Here is a 21,341-nt window from a genome sequence, read left to right on the forward strand (position 1 = left end):
AATATAGTTGGGAAATTCATAATCAGGTCATCTAAAAGGTACCTGGCTGGCCCTGAAGAAATTTGCTCATTTGAAAGGCAACATAGATATAAACGCTATGCTCAGGTTGTCCAAAGTTGTGGTGAGTGATGACGAGTACGGCTATCTGAAACATTAGATGTCAGTGGTGAGTACGGGGAAAATGATTCATAAAACAAGTTGAACGGAAGCCTACATAGTAAGTAGCTCTATGCTTGAATTAGGTCATTATACCTTGCACAAAAATCATGAAATATAAGGTGAATTAGTTTTTTTATCCTATTGAAGTTTTTTCATGGAAATGTGTATATAGATAGGGGCACATCATAAAACTCGGGATTACCGCAGCATAAGGAGAAGGTACATATGAATGACAGTAGCATCGAACAACTCTTGAATCTCGCAGGAGGACAGGAAAATATTCGTCTTGTACAGCATGAAGAGAATACCACTACGCTGACATTGCGTAACCGTACAGGCGTAAATATGTCAGTGCATGTTGTATCAAATCTTGACGCAGATATTCGTATAACAGGTGATCAATGCTACATAACACTTGAGGACGAATTTTCACAACTATACCTTACGCTACAGGCCATGGGAGTGGGGAAAGCAGAAGGGGGCATACTGCCAGAAACAAGGCGTACCCCTAAAAAATCATTGTTATATTTTGTTTCCGATGTGTTCAGGCCTCTGATGCCCGCCATTCTGGGAGCTGCAGTGCTCAAGATTGTGCTAGCCATCATTACGTTATTTAACGTTTACAGTTCTACAGATTCCTCCTCGTTGATGGACAGTCAGACGTTAATGATATTTAAATCCATTGGAGATAGTGTGTATTATCTGTTGCCAATCCTGGTAGCCTTCAGTACAGCCTTTCGGTTAAAAAGCAATGTTTATGTTGCCGCAGCGATTGGCGGACTAATGTTCTACCCGCAAATGACCGCTTTATTGTCAGGTGAAGAGGATGTTCACTTTATGGGAGTACCCATTGTGTCACAAGCGATCTTTTTTTCAGCTTCCATTTGGGTGATTTTGACGATATATGCGGCGTCCTATCTGGAAAAAGTCGTTGAGCAAATAAGCCCAAGAGCCTTCAAAGGAATTCTTGCTCCATTGTTGACGTTTCTGATTCTCGTTCCACTGGTTCTGATGATACTTGGTCCACTTGGTACTTGGATTGATCAGCAGTTACCGGATGTGGTGGATTCACTACTGAATGATGCCCCAATTTTAGCAATTATGCTGCTGGGAGCGGTTTATTCCCTAATGATGATCGCTGGATTACATTACTGGCTTTTACCTATCATAATCAATGAAATAATGGTGAATGGTTTCTCCCTCATTCTCCCTGTCATGTTGGTTGCCTTTGTTGCACAAGCAGGAGCTTCACTCGCTACTGGGCTAAGAAGCAAACAGCGGGAATTCAGGAAGCTGGCTTTCTGGGCAACAGGAACTGCTTTATTAGGTACCCCAGAGCCTGCGATGTATGCGGTCAATATGAGAAAGAGGGCCTCTTTTTATTCGGCATTGCTTGGCGGTGCTGCAGGAGGACTGTATTTCGGGCTGATGTCCGTCAAAGCAGTTGCATTGGGTGGATCCGGAAGTCTGCTGGAAATTCCGCTATTTATGGAAGAAGGGAGCCTGAATCTGTTACATGCCTGCGTTGGTTTGATTATTTCCTTCTGTGTGTCAGGTGTGCTCACCTATTGGATGATAGGAAAGGAACGGAAACACGTATAAATTAAGAAAAGCCCGTACCTGATGGTGCGGGCTTTCGTGTATTGTAGAGTTAATAATAGGACAGCCACAGAAAGGATAACAAAAATGCTCAACAACATAGAGTGGATGGCTCAATGGAAGTCAACTAAGCCACTGACAGACCAATGGATGACGGCGGGCAAGCTGCATCACATTCCTAGTCATGCCTTACTACTCATCCTCGATGGGAGAGCGATCTGGAATATTAATGGACATAGGGTTCAGGTATCTTATGGGGAGTTAGTTGCAGTGCAAGAAAACACCGTGATTGAAGTGATTGAGGGTGGCAATCTGGATCTGGCCGGATGGCATGTTCAGTTCGATACATACGCGATGTTCCCAGACCGAGGTGAAGTAGTGAAATATGAATGGCATGTACCGTCAGGGGACACGTATCAAAAAGTAAAATTAACCGGTGGCACACTGGCGAGTCTCAGCCAACATTGGAGTGAAGAAGGTTCTCCTAATTCCAATGTAGTACATGTAGGAAATCAACTTTTGGTGTATGAACTGTTACAACATGTATACCGGGAGTTGTTAGAAGAGGAGCCTACCGTGGAACAAAGCATTCTCCGCACTGTGGATTACATGCAGCAGCATTATGAACAGGTCATCACACGAAAGCAATTAGCTGAGATAGCAGGCATAAGTCCCTGGCATTATTCCCGCAAATTCAGTGAGCGGTATGGAAAGCCGCCTCTGGATTATCTGGCTCATTACCGGATCTATCGTGCTCAAGAGGAACTGTTGTTATCAACGGCAACATCTCAGGACATTGCGAAGAGGACCGGATTCGAGGATGCTCATTATTTCAGTCGTCGTTTCAAACAGTTAACGGGTGTGTCCCCGAGAAATTATGCACAAACGTTGCCCCAGCGTAAAATCGTATGTCTTTCCCCGCTTTGTGCGGAAGTGTTGATTCACTTGGGGGTTATTCCACATGCGGTTGTAGTAACTCCCTTGCTTTTGCCTGAACATCTACGTGAACTATTTGACATGCATCAGGTGAAGATGATGGAAGTGTCGCAATATGAGCTGGATGTGGAACAGATTCGGCAAGTTCAGCCCGAATGGATTGTGGGAAATTTTTGGACAGAAGAGATCAAGCAAAGGTTGCGCACAATTGCACCCATTATAACCGGTTTAAATAACGATGTGGAGGCTCTGCTCCATCAATTGGCAGGCTTGTTTCATCGAGAAGATACAGCCCATAAACTGCATATGCAGATGAAATTGGAAGTAAACAAAGCACAGCAGCAACTACAGCATCTTGTCCAATCTTCCTCTACCGTGATGGTGCTGAGGGTAGAACCGTTCGGTTATCGATATTTGGGTGGTCATTCTAATGGGGTATCCCATTTACTGTACGAACAGCTCCGTTTAACTCTGCCACAGCCGTTGCATTCAGGGGAGGCGTGGTTTAATCCTTGCTCACTCGACTTGTTGGCCAAAGCCAATCCCGAATACCTGTTTGTGGAGAAGCGAGTTATGCAGCACTTTAGTGCTGAAGAAAATATGAAGAAGTTAGTGGAGAGCTCTCAATGGAATGGCTTGGAGGCTGTAAAAAACAACAGGGTATTTTTCGTGGATACTTGCCTGTGGGTGGATGGCCGTGGAATTATTGGACACCAAATGATTTTGAATGAAATTGTAAATAGGCTGGTCACCAATCTATGATAGAGCACAATAATCCAACTGAATACGCACCATCTCCTATGGAAGGATCTCTTCCTATTTGCTAGTATTTGATAATAATTATCATTATCAATATTGCATAAGGGGCGAGTAGATCATGTCACGAAGGTTTAAGGGTTTGGGAATGGTGCTGTTGGCGCTAAGTTTGGTGCTTTCCGCCTGTTCCGGTTCTTCTGATAAAAAAGTGGAAGCTTCAGCAAAAACGGCAGAGAAAAATGAGACGAAAGTTGTTCGGGATCAGTTTGGAGAGGTGACGATTCCTACGAATCCTCAAAATATGCTTGTACTGGATTCCATCTATGCCGAGTATTTGATTGAGATGGGCGTTACACCGCAGATGGTTATATTTGTTCCGGAGATTGAGCCGGAATATCGTGCGTCTTTTTTTGAGGAACACGGGGTCCAAATGATTGAAGCGGAACAATATCAATATAATTATGAACAATTGCTGACGTTGTCACCAGATATGATTGTTAGCGCAGGCGTAGGTATGGAACAAGGCGTATATGATGAACTATCCAAGATTGCTCCAACGGTGGCTCTGGATTCCAACAGTGAAATGCAGATTGCCATGCCGAAGCTGGCTGCTGTCTTTGACAAGACAGAGGAATCTGCCAAAGTGCTGGCTGAATTTGATGAGAAGGCGAAGCAGGCACAGGAGAAAATTGCTCAAGCGATCGGCGACAAAACCGTGCTGGTTCTTCGAGTAGAGCACAATCGTTACCGTTTCATGGGTCCCAAAGGTGGAAGCAGCAGTGTCTTTTTCTATGAAACCTTAGGTCTGAACAGCCCTGAAGTCATCAAAGACTCTACAGATTGGTTTAGCCAGTTTTCCCTAGAATTTTTGCCGGAAATGAACCCGGATTATATATTTCTAGAAGACAGGACGCTGAAAGGCTATGATACGAAGCAATCCATGGATAACCTGAAAGAAAGCAAAGTGTGGGCGAATTTGAACGCAGTGAAAGACAATCATGTCTTTCCGCTGAAAACGAGTGATTTTGTAACAGGTGTGGGTCCTATTGGATCGGCCAAGTTGTTGGATTATGTCGTTGAAAAGTTGGTGCCCTAGATGAATACTGGAGCAGAGCAGCAATTGGACATTTACGATATAACGATTGTTGGTGGCGGACCTGCAGGAATGTACGCTGCATTTTACAGCGGGATGAGAGCCATGCGTACCAAAATCATTGAAGCCAAAGAGGAATTGGGCGGATTTATGCGCACGTACCCGGAGAAGCTGGTCTGGGATGTAGGTGGAGTTGATCCGATTCGTTGTGAGAAATTGATCGATTCCCTGGAAAGACAGGCAAGAACCTTCGATCCAACTATTGTATTCGGCCAGGAAATTGCTCAGATGGAACGACGCGATGATCAAGTGTTTGTACTCACCTCGAAGACAGGAAAGCGTCATTACACACGTACGATCTTGTTATGTGCAGGCAGAGGCATGACGCAGGTTCAGAAGCTGGATATTGAGGGCGCAAATCGGTATGAGCTGACGAACCTGCACTATACCATTACGGATCTTTCCAGATTCAAGGGTAAACGTGTACTGATCTCGGGAGGCGGGGATTCCGCAATAGATTGGGCGAATGAGATGGAGGGATTGGCACGAGAGGTCATCGTAGTGCACAGACGACAGGAGTTTACGGCACATGAGCTGCCAGTTGCCCAGATGAAAGCTTTTGCCCAAGTCTGGACTCCTTACAGCATCTCTCGCTTATATGGTACAGGAGACAAAATAGGCCGCGTTGAACTCGCCCATGTAGACAATGGAGAAATCATGCCAATTGAAGTGGATGAAGTGGTTGTAAGTCATGGATACGATCGTAATTTCGGTAACCTGGTCCATTGGGGCTTGGAACGTGAAGATTACGGTATCTCGGTTGATCCGCGAATGTGCACAAGTCAGCCGGGGATATTCGGAGCAGGTGATTTCATCACCTATGGAAGCAAAGTCCGTCTGATTGCTGGTGCATTTAATGATGCCGTACTCGCAGTAAACAGCGCCAAGATCTATCTGGAGCCGACCGCTTCCGATATGGCAGGGGTATCGTCCCATAATGCAAGGTTCTTTGAGAAAAACAAAGCCATATCTAACCTGTAAATCAGCATGTGTAGAACGTGAAGTAACAGTAAGAAGCCCGACCATGTTGAGAATTTCTCGAACAAATGTCGGGCTTTTTTCATTAAAACATCCAATCTCAACTAACCAATACGTTATCCTTGTGCCTGATGTAATTCAATGTATGTCATAAGTTCCTTCACGCCTGCAAATTGCAGGGACAGTTGGCTGTTTAGCTTTTGCAGGGCTAGTTGGAAGGCTTTATTGATCTGTGTATAATCCTGCGTGCCGACAGTGTTCAGAAGCTCTTTCATATGTTCAATGTAGTAGACGGATTTTCTTAAGCTGCTAATGACCAATATCTTTCTTAATTCGTCCCGGGTATACATTCGATAACCGTTGTTAGGGTCTCTTTCTGAGAAAATCAAGCCTTCGGTTTCCCAATGCCTGATAGCAGAAGTGTTGACCCCGGCTGCTTCGGCAGCTTTTCCAATCGTCATCGCCTCCGTCGTTCCAACCTTTCGATCGTTAGCAAAATCCACCTGTTGCACCATCTTCCATATGTCTTCCATTCGTTGCTTCTCCAGTTGGCTGTTATATAGCTGCTGGTTTATAAGCCAGAGGGCATCCATCGTATCGCCCTGTTTTACTTTTCTCATAACCTCGTATACTACGGGAATCTCATACCCTTTCAATAATAAACGAATAGCAACAAACGTCTGAAGATGAACAGGGGTATAGTACCTATGATTGCTGTCTGTCCGTGGAACGTCTGGAATCAGGTTCTCCTTTTCATACCGTCGCAGTGTAGTTGTACTTACATCCAGCCTTGTGGCAATCTGCCCAGGTGTATATGTTCGGTTCATGTTTCTTCTCCTCATGCTTCAAGTGAAACCTTCAAGTGCTACAGTAACATACAACGCGCCCAAGTCCATATTTTATCCACATTTTATAACGAAAACCGGAAGATTGCATCCATGTTATACACTGAGGATATCAACAGTAAAGGACTGGTTCAATTGAAGAAAATGATTACATTGTTGAATGGCTCGCAGCTTGAAGTAGGTCTGACGGGAGCAGAAGATCGTAGCGTCATTATGCTGCCCATAGCCAAAAAGTCCGTAACCGGACAAGAAGCCGAAACCCTAAAGTTATGGGGGGGTGATCCTGAATTGGGTGCAAAATTTATCGACGGACTTTCCGGTGAATTTCAGATCATGCATTTTGATTATGAAGGCCACTATATGGCACATCCCCATCCGGAACATTTTACGCCCGAATATATCGCTCAGGATTTGTTACGAATTGCGGATCAGATGAATGTGAATCGATTTAGTTATTATGGATACTCCTGGCTGGCTCTCGTTGGACTGCAGTTAGCCCTGCGGACTGACCGTATGGAAAGTCTCATTATGGGAGGTTTCCCGCCATACGAGGGGCCATATGAGGAAATGCGAGTAGTGACCACCAAGACATATGAGGGAGCATTGAAGCAGCATGAAGAATCGGGAGAAATACACTCAGCAGAAGCTCTAATGAAAGTAGAAGAACTGAGTCCGGATCAATTGGATTGGGACAACGTGGAGTTAAAGATCGATCCGGCTCAAACGAAACAATTTGCGACCTTGTATCAAGGTTTAATTGATTTCGATGATCAACGTATTCAAACTCAGTTGAATATCCCCAGATTGGCTTTTGCAGGAGAGAGAGATACGATTGTGTATGGTGAGAAATTTGGCAGTGTGACGGTGGATATCGCTGGACGGTTGCAAAAGAATAAAAAAATTCTTGAAAACTTAGGCTGGACCGTCGAAATAATCAAGGGAACGGATATGGATCACACCAAAGCCATGCAGCCCAGTACCGTTCTCCCTAGTATCCTTCCCTGGTTAAAAGCTCATTTAAGCTGAGGAGCGGCAGAAACAATGTTGGATTACTGCGTTACATCGTCTAATGCTCTTTGTTTGCGCTGCTGATAATCCAAGATGGATTCATATAACAATTGCTCGTTGAAATCCGGCCACATCACATCCGTAAACCAGAGCTCGGAATAAGCGGCTTGCCATAATAGAAAATTGCTTAACCGTTTCTCCCCACTGGTTCGGATTAGCAGATCGGGGGCAGGATTGAGTCCGGTATATAAAAACTTTTCGAATTCCGCCTCGGAGATTTCCGAGGTTTCTTTGTTTTCTTCATTGTTTTCTACGATGTACGTTTTTATCGCTTGTACAATATCGTTTTTACCCCCATAATTCATCGCAAAATACACAGCCATCCCGCTGTTCGTTTGGGTTAGTTCCACCACTTTGCGCATCGCTTCCTGTGTTTCGTCTGGGAATTTCGAGATATCACCAATAAAATTAACTTTGATATTATTCTGATTCAGTTCCTGAACAGTTGTATCCTGTACAAATTCGACCACCAAACTAATGATGTAATCGACCTCTTCCTTGGGCCTTTTCCAGTTTTCCGTAGAGAAGGCGTAAAGAGTGAGCGAAGCAATCCCGTTTTTGTGGCACATGCTTATCGTTTCCCGCATTGTCTGCATTCCTGCATAGTGCCCAGCACTTCGAGGTAATCCTTTTCGCGTAGCCCATCTTCCATTTCCATCCATCATGATTGCGATATGCCTCGGGATTAATCCGTTCCAGTCGATGGAATGGGTTGTATTCGATTTTTCTTTATGTACACGGTACCACTTCAATGAAAACTCCTCCTGCTCAAGCTAGAATGGGTTGATGGGATTACTTGTACAAATAAGACATACAAATATGTGAATAAATGGTGAATTACATACGCTTTCAGTCCATGATGATTCGTTCTCCATTATAATAAACTAAAACGGACGAGGAGATGAACTCCAGATGAAAAAACAAATGTGGATCATTGCCAGCTTAGTGGTTGTAATTGTGTTGGGGGCCTTCCTTATTGCAAACAATGTGGGGACAGAAGAAGCAGATAACGCGGAAGCGCCCAATATCAAGAAATTAGTAGAAGATATCAGTACAGGCAAGGAGACACCTGAATCGGCCTCCATTAATGCCACCCAGTTAATCGTCACGGATAAAGGTAACCAAACGACAACCTACGACTTGCCTGAAAAGGAGTTTTTCCTTTCCATTGCACCCTATGTGGAGCAGACTCATCCCTGTGCAATTCATAGTTTGACCGGATGTCAGGGTGAAATGAAAAATAAGAAGTTCAGTGTGACGATCCATGACTCCGAGGGGAATACGCTCATGAAGGATGCTGAGATGAAGGCCGGATCCAACGGTTTTATGGATTTTTGGTTAGCCAGAGATAAGTCATACCTCATTCGTGTGGTGTATGATGGAAAGGTTGTAGAGACACAGCTATCTACCTATGAAGAAGATAATACGTGTATCACAACGATGCAGTTGAGTTAAATTATCGTACGGTGCATTCTATCACCATTTCAAAACAGTCGATGTGATCCAGGCCCGCCTTGAATGCGGGTTCTTTCATTTTTTTTCTGTTTATGCTGTGACAGGGAAGATATTGCAAAGAAAATAATAACTCTTTTGAATTGACAAAATCGCAATCCTACGGGATAATCCATTAGTGATAATGATAATTGTTATCATATTAATACATATAAATAGGGGAGAAAAGAGATATGAAAAAAGGATTAAAAGGACTTTTGATCATGCTGGCGTTTGTGCTTGTCCTGGCAGGATGCGGTAAAGCCAATACTACTACAGATGCAAGTAAGGATGCTGATTCCGGAAGTGCTCCTGCAGAAGAGACAGCAGGCCCTGTGACGGTGAAGCATAAACGCGGAGAGCTGACGCTCGACAAGCCAGCAGAGCGTGTGGTTACGTTGGAATGGACATACACCGAAGATGTGGTTGCACTGGGCGTTCAACCAGTAGGTAATGCAGATAACGCCAATTACAAAGTCTATGTATCATCCGAAGCAGGTCTGGATGACAGTGTGACGGATATTGGAACCCGGAGTGAGCCGAATCTGGAAGCTATCGCTGCATTGAAACCGGATCTCATCATTGCCAATGCAGACAATAATACTGCGGTGTACGATCAGCTTAATGCAATTGCACCAACGATTGAATACGACCCGTATGATGGCGATGGCTATAATTATGACAAAATGACAGAGATCTTTAATAACATCGCAACTGCTCTGGGCAAAGAGGACAAAGCAAAGCAAGTACTGGATGAACTGGATCAGCATTATGCAGAAGCCAAAGAAAAATTGGCTGCTGCAGGTAAAGATAATTTCCACTTTGCTCTGACACAGGCATTCACGTATCAAAATGCGGCCAGTCTGCGCATGTTTACCGATAACTCGGTTGTGATTGGCACGTTGAACAAAATTGGTTTGGTTAACGATTGGCAGCCGGAAAAATTAGAAGGTTATGGTTTCTCTACAGTGGGGATTGAATCCTTATCTGATGTACAGGATAGTAACTTCATTTATATTACACAGCCAGACGATGATGTTTTTGGCACAGCAATGAAAGATAACTCGGTGTGGAACGGACTCAACTTTGTTAAGGAAAAACGCACATATCAACTGGATAGCACGACATGGACATTTGGTGGACCCGTTTCCTCCAAAGCATTGGTTGATGGCGTTGTTGAGGCGATTACCAAATGAGTTCGGTTCAGGCAACTAGGCCAGCAATGAACTGGCGTACAATAAGCATATATGGGGGCGGTCTATCCGCTCTCATCGTGCTTTTTTTTGTAAGCCTTTGTTATGGTGAGGCAGCCATTTCATTACATACCGTTTGGGATGCACTTACTGGCAGGCAGAATACTTTAGAGCACAATATGATTTGGGATTTGCGTATGCCACGTACGGTTATTGGTATTATTGCAGGAGGGGCTCTGGCTGTAGCGGGAGCGCTGTTACAGACGATTACTCGAAATCCGCTCGCGGCGTCAGACACGTTGGGCATTAATGCAGGAGCGTACTTTATCGTGGTGCTGGGAACCATTCTTTTTCCGGGCTTACTCAGTCAGTCACCTTTTCTATTTGCAGCTCTTGGTGGTCTGGTGGCAGCATTCGCAGCTTATTTTATGGGTGGCGGACGAAGATCCAGCCCGGTACGACTTGCATTGTCCGGTATGATTGTGTCCATGGTGCTTGGTTCATTTACAAGCGCACTGCATATTTTTTTCTCCATGGAAACGCAGGGGCTGTTTCTTTGGGGTTCAGGAACACTCGTCCAGAATGACTGGAGTGGCGTAGCTTATGCTTGGCCTTGGGTGATTGGTATTACCGTTATCGCGCTAATCCTGTCTAGACAGTGGGATATGCTGGAGCTGGATGAATCAACGGCGTCCTCATTGGGACAAAAGGTTGGACTCGCTCGTGCTGGCGGTTTGATTATTGCGGTATTGCTGGCTGCGGTGATTGTCAGTGTAATCGGGCCGATTGGCTTCGTGGGACTCGTGGCACCACATTTGGTTCGATTGAGTGGAGTACGCTCCAATCGATTGCTGCTGCCTGGTGTTTTTATATGGGGAGCGGCTCTCTTGGTTGGTGCGGATGTACTCGCCAAGATGGTGCATAACTCCAGTATGGAGCTGCCGACAGGGGCTGTAATGGCAATTATTGGTGCACCGTGGCTGATCTGGCTTGTACTCACACGCATGAAGGCAGCGAACGGGTCGGGCATGTCCACTTCGATGAGTACAGGAGCACCTTCACGTCGCTTTGCATTCGGCCCGATGGCCGTATTATTTTCGGTCATCACAGTAGTGCTGATCTTGCTCAGTACCATGTTTGGCGGTATGCGAATTCCGCTGGCCGATCTATTACCAAGTCTATTCCAATCAGATGGACTATTCTCCGCGTTGATTCAACTTCGAATTCCGCGTACGCTAGTTGCTGCAGGTGCGGGGGCTGCACTGGCGATCAGTGGTGTGCTCATTCAGATGGCGGTACGTAATCCGCTGGCGGATGCCTCAATTGTTGGTGTATCCTCTGGTGCTGGGCTTGGAGCAATGATGGTCATCATTTTGTTCCCAGGTCTACCAATTTATTTGCTGCCCATAGCGGCAATCATCGGTGCAGCCATCGCCGCAGTAGTTGTTTTTTCCCTCTCTTGGAAGAAAGGGCTGAACCCGTCTGCGGTTGTGTTGCTGGGAATTGCGATGTCTGCCATTGCAGGAGCAGGAATTCAGATTCTGATTGTACGTGGTGCGGTATACGGTAGTAGTGGATACATCTGGCTAACAGGAAGTACCTATGCTCGGACCTGGGATCAGGTTAAAATTATCGGCCTGTTTTTAATTATTCTGGTTCCGGTGGCTTGGTGGTTGGCTCGCAGATTTGAATTGTTGGTATTCGACGACAATAGCGCATCAGGACTTGGACTGAGCGTGCGTCGCACACGATTACTAGCGATGACGACAGGGGTGTTACTGGCAGCAGGGGCTGTTGCCTGTGTAGGGACTGTCGGCTTTATCGGTCTTATTGCACCCCATATGGTTCGCCTGCTCACGGGACACAAATTAAGACGATCGATGTTTTTATCCGCGTTGGCGGGGGCTGTCATGCTGGTGCTGGCCGATACGATCGGGAGAACGGTCATGGCGCCAACAGAGATTCCATCAGGAATACTCATTACGATCATTGGTACACCGTATTTCCTGTATTTGATGTATCGTTCCAACTGGCGCAAGTCAATATAATGATTTTAAATTCAGGAAGCCTGCCATCGAGCAGGCTTTTTATTACCCGTTTGTCCCGTATTTCTGATTTAGAAAGGTAGTATCCCTTTTATTTACCCTGGCTGAAAATAATAAAAATCCCCCTGGTCCACAGTGTATGGAGATCACGTTAACCAACGTGAGGCTCATACCCACTGTGTAGGACTTGGGGGATAACTCTTACAAGTAACGCTGAACTCTTATCGTGTTATAAATTCGTTGTTTTTTCTCTTAGCATTCCACTGTTATCTACCGATAGGATCGCTTGCTGCAACGTCTCTTTATCCTGAACCAAAGCGAATCTCACATATCCTTCACCCGAAGGTCCGAATGCACTCCCAGGCGTTACGATTACACCCGCTTGTGTAACCAGATCCATGGCAAACTGCTCTGAGGTATCGTAGTGGTCTGGAATCCGACTCCAGATGAACATGCTGGCTTCGGGTTTGGCAATATGCCAACCGAGGTTGCTGAATCCTTCGCAAAGAATATCTCTGCGCTCCTCGTAGATATCTCTGACCCGCTCAACTTCACTCTGATCCCCTGTGATTGCAGCAATGGCTGCCTTCTGAATCGGAAGAAACATGCCGTAATCCATGTTGGATTTCAGCTTTTTAAGCACAGATACCACATCCGGGTTCCCCACACAAAAGCCGATTCGTGCCCCAGCCAATCCATAGGTTTTGGATAACGAGTTGAATTCAATGCCGACATCCATCGCCCCGGGATAAGCAAGGAAACTACCGCACGATTTCCCATCGAACACCAGCTCGCTGTATGCATTGTCATGAAGAACGATAATGTCATATTTCTTGGCAAAATCAATTAGATCCAGATAGAACTGATCGGATGCCATTGCTGTCGTGGGATTGTTCGGATAGGATACAAGCATGAATTTTGCTTTGCGCGCAACAGCTTCAGGAATGTCCTGAAGTTGAATAACATATCCATGTTCTTCTTTTTGGGGCATATAATACAGTTCGGCTCCTGCAAGTAGAGGTCCATCAGCAAAGACTGGATAACAAGGATCGGGTACAAGAACCAGATCTCCTTCATCAACGATCGCCAAAGAAATATGGGCGAGTCCTTCCTGTGATCCAAGTAAGGAGCAAATTTGGGTTTTCGGGTTCAGTTCAACATGGTAACGGCGCTTGTACCATTCACTGACTGCTTGCAGCAGTTCGCTCTGATCATTTACAGCATATGTATAGTTTGAAGCATCTGCTGCTGCCTCGCATAAAGCCGTCATGATATGTTGGGCAGGGGGAATATTGGGTGTGCCTACACTTAGATCGATGACAGGTTCTCCATTCTCCAGTCGTTGCCTCTTGATTTCCAGCAAACGTGTGAATATCCCCTCACTGAAATGTTCCATACGTTTAGCAAACTTCATGATGATTATCCTCCATCCTGATCTCCCCTTGGGGAATAACACTTGGAGGTATTATAGCAGAGTTTTCAGGTGATAAGTAACCACGAAATGAGCTTTCAAGCTTCTAACAGATATTAGATAATTCCGATCGCAGCTAGACCAATCAGAATCAAACCGAACCCTGCGACGCGATTCGCCCGTATTGATGTTCTGCGAGCTTTATCTTCGTAGCCTGGTTTAAAGCCGTGTTTGTAGATGAAACTGTTTTCTATCCGCTTTTCGTTTTTGGAAGTAGCAATCATCATTACACCCGCAGCAATGGCAATAAGTCCTGTTCCAGGACCTATTAATGAACTATTCATCAGATTTCACCCCTCTTTCAAATAGATATCTCTTTATATCGGATAAATGTTCTTTAGATGTAACATTATGGATTTTAAAAGGTGATCTCTTTCCCATTTTCATGAATACACCAGTTGTTACCGAGTACAGAATACAGTATTGCAATCGAATATCCGACTTCTCAATGTACTCTTCTTGATTTACAATTAAAGGAAAGCTATACATGGATAAGTATCAGAGAATTGGAGGGTGACCAATAATGAACGAACCGTGGGCCGCTTCAATGAGTGGAGTTCCCTGGAACGAGGATAAAATGGACAAGGCTATCGTACAACTGCGGAACAGGGCTACGATTAGCTTTGTTGTCGGGTTGGACGAGATGCATGATCTGCGAAAACTGGATGAACATGTGTTTGCCAAACGACCCGATTTGATTTTAAATGTGTCCAATACAGATGTGAAGGGGCGGTATTCAGAAGAGTTTCTGGAGGCACTTGCTGGTTTAAAACATGTCACCGCTTTGCAGCTGGATCTCAAGCAACCACAGGATTTGAGTATATTGAGTGAGCTGCAAAAGATGGAGTTTCTGAACATTCGCTCACCCAAAAAGCAAAACCTGGACTTCATCCGAAATTACAAATACTTGACTTATCTCGCACTTAGCGGGAAATTTCCCGATCTCTCGCCGATTGAGGACTGCATTCGGTTGAGTACCCTCGTCCTGAACTGCGACATTGATCAGCTTGATTTTGTTGTAGACTTACCATTTATTGAGTATTTGGCTCTCGATCACTGTACATTGGCAGGTTCACTCGAAGTACTGGCTGAATCGAATATCCGTATGCTGAGATTATCGTCCGTAAAGAATCTAACCGAGATTGATGCAGTGGGGGCATTACATCATCTGGTCTATCTGCATCTGTCATTGCCCAAAATCGAGCGGTTGTGCGACTTCTCGCATTTGAAGAATCTGCGTCAGCTTGAACTGGATTTCATGAAGTCTCTGCAAGAGATTGAGAACCTGTGGACTGCGGATCAATTGGTGGTGCTGGAACTGAAAGAGATACATAAAGGGATCAAGGCTGAGGCATTCGAACGTTTGACTGAAATGCAAAGTTTACGACAGGTGGATTTTCGTTTTATTGATCATAGTAAAGGTCGGATTGCTAGTATGAGCAAACAAATGATTGAAGCGGGAAAAGGGCATCTGCTCTATGAACAAATTCCTGAAGAACAACGAATTCCTTCGATGGCTCTTGTGCACCTGTCCAAAATTCTAATGTAAACTGACAGTACACCAGCGCCTGCTTCCGAGCGGACGCTGGTGTATTTACAATCTACGGTTCTTGCCCGCTCACGCCTGGTTAGCCATGGCTGGAGGAGATAAATGGCTCATCACCCGCATGACGCTTGCGGTATTCTCCGGGGGTCAGCCCGTACCGACGCTTGAACATGCGGATAAACGAGTTCACATTTTGATAGCCGACCTGTGTCGCAATGTCCTGAATTCGCAGATCTACATTCACAAGCAGTTCCTTGGCCCGCTCAACCCGCAGATTGTTCAGATATTCGCTGAAGTTGATGTTAGTCTTTTCCTTGAAAATACTGGAGAGGTACCCCGATGTTAAATTCAACTTGTCGGCGACGATATTCAAATTAATGTCTTCCCCATAATGATGATCCAGGTAGTCCAGCACAAAGGTGATAACCGGATCACGCGTTTCCAGCTGGCTGCGTACTGCCGCAAGTACCGGTTGAGCCAACGCCTGAAGCCATTCTCTGTATTGCTGCATGGAATGGAAACCAGCAAATGCCTCTCCCGGAGGAGAAGAGCGAAGCTCGGATTCGATGTTCGTCAAATTCAGCTTCATCACCGTCTTGCTGATCTGTTCGACTGCACCGATGGCAAAGGTGCGGAAGTCTTCTGCGGCCGCATCCTTGTGCTGCAGTTGCTCCAGCTGGCGATCCAGCCAAGCGAATACGGCCTCTTCATTGCCGGATTGCAGCAGGTTGTGCAGTTCCTCCCCATAAGTGACCTTCACATGGAAGGCATTTGACGAAGAAGCACGCGGCTCCACAATAACTTGTGTCTCCCCATTCAGCCTGCGCTCTTTTAACAGCATGGACAGATTGCTGTACGCATCGGTAAACGGAATTTCTCCGGAATACACCGGACTTACCGCAATGGTCAGATAAAGGGTTTCCTCGACAGCCAGCAACTCCTTCAGTGTATCGAGCGCTTGAAGAATACCACTCTGTGGACCTGGATCGAACAGCAGCAAGAGCAGTTGGTCCTGCTCGGGCTGAATGGCAACGCTATTGGTTTTGCTGCTGGTGAACAGGCTTTGAATCAGCTTCCATAATAACAGGGTATGCTGCCCGAATTCATCCGGCTGGGATTTGAAGCCCACCTTGAACAGAATGGAGACATAAGGCTGCTCGGAATGTTGGGCATCCTCAAGCTCCGCCAGATAGGAGCTGAGCGGTATATTCTTTACTTTATGGATATAAGCGTACTGGCGTACAAGAGAGTTCTTCTGCGCAAGGTCGCTTTGAATGTAACGGTTATTCTCCAGAATAGAACTCAGGCGGTCGCCGATCATGGCGAATTCTTTTACACTGCTCCATTTGTCTGGTACGCTGTCCGAATTTCGGTCCAGAGCGGCAATAAGGCGCTGGAGCGGCTGGTTTAATCTTATGCTGAAAAACAGGGAGGAGATCATGCTAATCAGCACAGCAGCGCCAAGCAGGAAAGCCAGCAGCAGCTGCATGCCCCGCATTTCCGCGGCGATTACTGCGGCCTGGGTGACCCGGACATAGGTAAATCCGGTTTGCTTACCTTTTTCATAGAAGTAATACTGATCCCCAATACGTTCATGTTTGCTTCCGTCTGCAGGTAGCTGCGGATTTTGCAGTTCCCCCTCCATCGTGGTAAAAAGCAGGCGTCCCTCGTTGTCCAGAATGTAGAACGGATTATTAGCGGCATCGCCATATGTGTCCTGCATACGTTGTGGATCCAGCATAATAATGCCGTACACATCTTCGTAGGGAATAGCTTTCATCATGACCGGCATCAGTTGACCGAGAGAGCGGGATGAGTGAACGGTATTTTCCGTAAAAGCTGCGGCAGGCATTACTTTCAGGAACTGGTTGTTCATCGTTTGAGTTTTCCAGTAATCCGGGGGATATTCTTTACTATAATAATATTTACCGAACATATCGCTGGCACTGCTAAGACCTTCCTTCTCCAGTACATAGTCTTCTTGCTTGAAATAGAGAATGAAATTGTCGATATGCAGAAAAGGATTAGCGTACAGCGTGGAGAGGTCCGACTTCACCTCTGCGGGAATATCGTAACGGCGGTTCTCCTTAATGTGGCTCAAAATGCCCAGATTGGCTGTCCAGGTATCCGATTGGGTGAGGGCCAGAATCATGTTCTGGGTCAGTCGGAAATGATTCTCATACCCTTCAACGGTCTGCGCAAGGCCGAGTTCATTTTGTCTGACCATCTCCTGATAGACCTTGTTGCTTAAGTACAGATGGGAGAACAGATTAAATGAAGCCAAAATCAGGATGACACTGAGGAAGCTCAGCATTAGCTTGACAAACAGTCCATTCAGCGCAAATTTGCTTGTAAGCAGTCCCTTCATTATGACATTCCCCCTTGAGTACAGCCCCGGATCGAGTAGTTGATCCTATCATAGCGGCATAAATCTGACACAAACAATATACACTTTTACTGAATTATACGCGGATATCTGGAAAAAAGGAGTAAAGGCGAAAAGTTATATAACATGTAGATAGCGCTTTCTAAAGGTTTATAGCTATAATTCGAATACGAACCCCGGAATTCCAGGGTAAGTTAGCTGACATAAAAGTCGAATTAACTCATCAAGCAAGAGGGGGCATGCCGATGGCTGATGCTAGCGTAATGCAAAGCAAACCGCAAAAAGAAACGCACCGGCCGCCTCGGCGGAAGTCGCGTTTGATCAGAACCTGGAACAGGAACAAGGCGCTATGGCTGCTATTCCTGCCATGCCTCCTGTATTATTTGATCTTCCGCTATGCGCCGATGTTTGGTCTGGTCATCACGTTCAAGGATTACAATCTGTTTAAAGGAATTTGGGCCAGTGATTGGGTGGGATTCAAATATTACCGGATGTTTCTGGAGAATCCTGATTTTTGGCCGCTGATGAAGAATACGTTTCTGCTGGGACTGTATAAGCTGGTGTTCGGCTTTCCAGCCCCAATCTTGCTGGCCATTCTGCTGAATGAGGTGCGAAGGGCAGCATTCAAGCGTTTTGTACAGACGGTCAGCTATCTGCCGCATTTCATCTCGAATGTAATCGTGGCGAGTATGGTGATTATGTTTCTGTCCCCAACGGGAGGGCTAATTAACAATTTGCTGGCAGGTATCGGCATTGGACCGATCAATTTCATGAATGAGCCGGGGCTGTTCCGGGGCATCTACGTCCTGTCAGAAATCTGGCAGCATATCGGCTGGGAGACCATTATTTATCTGGCTGCGCTGACGGCCATCGATCCGCAGTTGTATGAAGCCGCGGATATGGACGGAGCAAGTCGATTGCGCAAAATCTGGCATGTCACACTACCCGGTATATCTCCCGCGATCGTCATTACATTGATTCTAAATATCGGCAAAGTGCTGGAGATCGGCTTCGAGAAAGTCTTCCTGATGCAGAATCCGGCGATCTACGATACAGCGGATATTATCAGCACGTATGTTTACAGGGTGGGTATGGTACAGGGGAATTTCAGCTATGGTGCGTCCATTGATTTGTTCATGGGTGTCATCAGTCTGATATTCATCTATACGGCCAACTGGCTCAGCCGTCGATTAAGTGAGACCAGTCTATGGTAGAAAGAGGTGTGGCGTGAACTCACTCCGATTTTCCTGGTTTAACGTTGTGGCATCGCTGATCCTGCTGTTCGTTGTGGTGGTTACACTCTATCCGTTCCTTCATATGCTGGCGGTTTCCCTTAGCAGCAACGTAAACGTCATCCAAAACAATATTTCCTTCTGGCCCAAGGGTTTTAATCTGAGCATGTACAAATTGGTGCTGGGCGATCCGCAAATCTGGACGGCTTATCGAAATACAATCATTTACACCGTGCTTGGCACACTGATCTCGCTGGTGGTCACCTCCACCGGAGCCTACGCTTTGTCCAGAAAAGACATGGCACTGCGTAATAGCTTCACAGTCTTGATTGTAATTACGATGTTCTTCAGCGGCGGGATGATTCCGACCTTCCTGGTGGTCCGTTCCTTGAATCTGGTGGACACCGTATGGGGCATGGTTCTCCCGGGTGCAGTTAGCACCTGGAACCTTATTCTGATGCGCACGTTCTTCTCAGGCATCCCGAAAGAGCTGGAGGAATCGGGCCGGATGGACGGTTTGAACGATATTGGAATCTTCATACGTATTATTGTACCGCTGTCCAAGGCATCCTTTGCCACGATTGCCCTGTTCTATGCCGTGGGTATGTGGAACAACTTTATCTTTCCGCTGCTCTATCTACGGTCTCCCGATTTATTTCCGCTCCAGGTGCTGCTGCGTAATCTCGTGTTGGCCGGCAGCGCAAGCTCAGGCGACGTAACATCCATTGGGGGAGATAATCTGGTGGTGGAGGAATCGCTCAAGTATGCGACCATTATGGTCTCAACCCTGCCGATTCTGGTCATCTATCCGTTCGTACAGAAGTATTTCGTCAAAGGAGCCATGGTTGGTGCTGTCAAAGGTTAAGTGAGGCAAGAAGTGCACCGCGAATTCAGATTAAGGGAGAGAAGCTTATGGGCAAATGGAAATCGGTAATACTTCCCCTGCTGATTGCAGTAACGATGGTGGCAGGGTGCAGTGGCGGCAAGGGTGCCGACCCGCAAACAGATACCAAAGGAAACGGTACCGGAATAACCGATAACTCCACCGGGGCGGGAAAGACCTTCACGGCCCTGCTGGACAACAATGCCACTTTTCCTTATTCCAAGAGCTGGCCCATTTGGAGCTGGTTGAAGGAAAAGACGGGCGTCACGCTGGAAGTGCAGACACCTTCCGGCAAGCTGGATGAGAGCCTGAACCTTGCGATTGCCTCCAAAGCGCTGCCTGATCTGATGTATATGCCCAATCGCAAGGATTCGAACAAGTTTGGTCAGCAGGGCGCACTAGTGGATCTGATGGAATATATGGACAGTATGCCGAATCTGAAGGCATGGATGAAGCAATATCCCGAGGAAGCGAAGGCTGCCCTGTCCGCTGACGGTAAAATGTATATGTTCCCCAATCAAGGCTTCGGCGAGACGAATCGTATGATCTGGATGTACCGCAAGGATGTTTTTGACAAGGAAGGCATTCAGGTTCCAACAACTTATGAAGAGTTGCATGCAGCGCTGAAGAAGCTGAAGGAGAAATACCCGGACAGTTACCCGCTCTCGATCCGCTACGGTCAGATCCCGGATGAGATGAATGCCAATATGACGGTGAACTACGGAACGGGGGAGGGTGCCTACTATGATTTTGACCAGAAGGAATGGCGTTATGGACCGACGGAAGACAACTACAAGGCCATGGTAGGGATGTGGAAAAGTTTTTACGATGAAGGGTTGGTCCCGCCCGATTTCTTATCATTGCAAACTAAGCAGTGGCAGGATATGGTCTCGACTGGAAAATCATTTGTAACCATTGATTATATCAGCCGGATTGACTTTTTCAATAATGCCATGCAGCAGGAGAATCCGGAGTTCAACATGCAGTTTCTGGCCCCTCCGGCAGGCATTTCAGGCGGCAAACAGCTGAATCCGTATTTTCATTATATGGAAGGCGGATTGACGGTGGCCTCGACCTCCAAGAACATTGATGATGTGATGAAGTACATGGACTTTTTCTATTCCGAGGAAGGACGTACGCTCAGCAGCTGGGGTGTAGAAGGAGAGACCTTTATAAAGGAAGGCGATACGATCAAGTTCAAGCCGGAGTATAACGATGTCATTGAAATGCGCAAGCAGACAGGGCTTCAGACCAGCGGGACCTATACCTGGATTGATTTCAACGCGCACTTGTCGCTGTTCTCGGACGATCTGAAGCATGCCTATGAAGAAGCGGTCAAATATGATCCTCCCGCAATGCAGCCAAGACCTGCTTTTACAGAAGTGGAAAATGAGGTCATATCCATTACCGGTCAGGCGATTAAGAAGCACCGTGACGAGAGCTTTGCCAAATTTGTAACGGGTTCCCGGAGTCTGGCGGATTGGGAAAAGTATGTAGAGGAAATCAACAATCTTGGGGTAGATAAGCTGCTGAACACCTATAAGGAAGCGTATGACCGTGTTCAGAATGTTCAGCTGAGCGCGAAATGAGCGAATGTACG

General features: G+C 46.2%; 17 protein-coding genes. 12 read left to right on the forward strand and 5 right to left on the reverse strand.

Going from position 1 to position 21,341, the window contains the following annotated elements:
* The first annotated feature begins 384 nt into the window (after positions 1-384).
* From MHB84_RS20905 to MHB84_RS20920, 4 genes are all read left to right on the forward strand, one after another.
* Entirely contained in the window at positions 385-1,761 is a 1,377-nt protein-coding gene (locus MHB84_RS20905) for a PTS transporter subunit EIIC (protein WP_076287976.1), read from the forward strand.
* An 84-nt stretch (positions 1,762-1,845) separates the two neighbouring features.
* Complete coding sequence (locus MHB84_RS20910; protein ID WP_256716741.1) at positions 1,846-3,456, forward strand: helix-turn-helix domain-containing protein; 1,611 nt, start codon at positions 1,846-1,848, stop codon at positions 3,454-3,456.
* A 115-nt stretch (positions 3,457-3,571) separates the two neighbouring features.
* Entirely contained in the window at positions 3,572-4,546 is a 975-nt protein-coding gene (locus tag MHB84_RS20915) for an ABC transporter substrate-binding protein (RefSeq protein ID WP_076287977.1), read from the forward strand.
* A complete protein-coding gene (locus tag MHB84_RS20920) occupies positions 4,547-5,584 on the forward strand; it encodes an NAD(P)/FAD-dependent oxidoreductase (protein WP_076287978.1) in 1,038 nt (345 codons plus the stop codon).
* A 113-nt stretch (positions 5,585-5,697) separates the two neighbouring features.
* On the opposite strand, the gene MHB84_RS20925 is transcribed toward MHB84_RS20920, so the two are convergent.
* Positions 5,698-6,408: a MerR family transcriptional regulator gene (locus MHB84_RS20925; RefSeq protein ID WP_076287979.1), complete on the reverse strand. Its 711-nt coding sequence runs from the start codon at positions 6,406-6,408 to the stop codon at positions 5,698-5,700.
* A gap of 111 nt (positions 6,409-6,519) precedes the next feature.
* Here MHB84_RS20925 and MHB84_RS20930 point away from each other — a divergent pair, with 111 nt between their 5' ends.
* A complete protein-coding gene (locus MHB84_RS20930; RefSeq protein WP_256716742.1) occupies positions 6,520-7,452 on the forward strand; it encodes an alpha/beta fold hydrolase in 933 nt (310 codons plus the stop codon).
* Positions 7,453-7,475: 23 nt separating this feature from the next.
* Here MHB84_RS20930 and MHB84_RS20935 read toward each other — a convergent pair whose 3' ends face one another.
* The gene (locus MHB84_RS20935) at positions 7,476-8,246 is read right to left on the reverse strand and encodes an isoprenyl transferase (protein WP_076287980.1); all 771 of its coding nucleotides are present in this window, start codon (positions 8,244-8,246) and stop codon (positions 7,476-7,478) included.
* 160 nt (positions 8,247-8,406) lie between these two features.
* Here MHB84_RS20935 and MHB84_RS20940 point away from each other — a divergent pair, with 160 nt between their 5' ends.
* The 3 genes from MHB84_RS20940 to MHB84_RS20950 all read left to right on the forward strand — a co-directional run bounded on the left by MHB84_RS20940 (position 8,407) and on the right by MHB84_RS20950 (position 12,226).
* A complete protein-coding gene (locus MHB84_RS20940; RefSeq protein WP_076287981.1) occupies positions 8,407-8,949 on the forward strand; it encodes a CueP family metal-binding protein in 543 nt (180 codons plus the stop codon).
* Positions 8,950-9,179: 230 nt separating this feature from the next.
* Entirely contained in the window at positions 9,180-10,181 is a 1,002-nt protein-coding gene (locus MHB84_RS20945) for an ABC transporter substrate-binding protein (RefSeq protein WP_076287982.1), read from the forward strand.
* Complete coding sequence (locus tag MHB84_RS20950) at positions 10,178-12,226, forward strand: iron ABC transporter permease (RefSeq protein ID WP_076287983.1); 2,049 nt, start codon at positions 10,178-10,180, stop codon at positions 12,224-12,226. The genes MHB84_RS20945 and MHB84_RS20950 overlap by 4 nt, the downstream gene beginning before the upstream one ends.
* A 226-nt stretch (positions 12,227-12,452) precedes the next feature.
* Here the strand turns inward: MHB84_RS20950 and MHB84_RS20955 are convergent, their stop codons facing one another.
* The gene (locus tag MHB84_RS20955; protein ID WP_076287984.1) at positions 12,453-13,637 is read right to left on the reverse strand and encodes an aminotransferase class I/II-fold pyridoxal phosphate-dependent enzyme; all 1,185 of its coding nucleotides are present in this window, start codon (positions 13,635-13,637) and stop codon (positions 12,453-12,455) included.
* A gap of 113 nt (positions 13,638-13,750) precedes the next feature.
* Positions 13,751-13,978, reverse strand: a complete 228-nt coding sequence (locus tag MHB84_RS20960; protein ID WP_076287985.1) for a hypothetical protein — start codon at positions 13,976-13,978, stop codon at positions 13,751-13,753.
* A 239-nt stretch (positions 13,979-14,217) separates the two neighbouring features.
* Between MHB84_RS20960 and MHB84_RS20965 the strand changes: the two genes are divergently transcribed.
* The gene (locus tag MHB84_RS20965) at positions 14,218-15,243 is read left to right on the forward strand and encodes a hypothetical protein (RefSeq protein ID WP_076287986.1); all 1,026 of its coding nucleotides are present in this window, start codon (positions 14,218-14,220) and stop codon (positions 15,241-15,243) included.
* Positions 15,244-15,322: 79 nt separating this feature from the next.
* On the opposite strand, the gene MHB84_RS20970 is transcribed toward MHB84_RS20965, so the two are convergent.
* Positions 15,323-17,608, reverse strand: a complete 2,286-nt coding sequence (locus MHB84_RS20970) for a helix-turn-helix domain-containing protein (RefSeq protein ID WP_076287987.1) — start codon at positions 17,606-17,608, stop codon at positions 15,323-15,325.
* A gap of 263 nt (positions 17,609-17,871) precedes the next feature.
* Between MHB84_RS20970 and MHB84_RS20975 the strand changes: the two genes are divergently transcribed.
* The 3 genes from MHB84_RS20975 to MHB84_RS20985 are packed head-to-tail and all read left to right on the forward strand — an operon-like array spanning position 17,872 to position 21,330.
* Complete coding sequence (locus tag MHB84_RS20975; protein ID WP_083678786.1) at positions 17,872-18,840, forward strand: ABC transporter permease; 969 nt, start codon at positions 17,872-17,874, stop codon at positions 18,838-18,840.
* Between the two features lie 13 nt (positions 18,841-18,853).
* On the forward strand, positions 18,854-19,723 hold the full coding sequence (locus MHB84_RS20980) for a carbohydrate ABC transporter permease (RefSeq protein WP_072734581.1): 870 nt from the start codon (positions 18,854-18,856) through the stop codon (positions 19,721-19,723).
* A 47-nt stretch (positions 19,724-19,770) separates the two neighbouring features.
* The gene (locus tag MHB84_RS20985; RefSeq protein WP_076287988.1) at positions 19,771-21,330 is read left to right on the forward strand and encodes an extracellular solute-binding protein; all 1,560 of its coding nucleotides are present in this window, start codon (positions 19,771-19,773) and stop codon (positions 21,328-21,330) included.
* Positions 21,331-21,341: the final 11 nt, after the last annotated feature.

The sequence above is a fragment of the Paenibacillus sp. FSL F4-0087 genome (genome assembly GCF_038020215.1).
Lineage (GTDB): Bacteria > Bacillota > Bacilli > Paenibacillales > Paenibacillaceae > Paenibacillus > Paenibacillus taichungensis.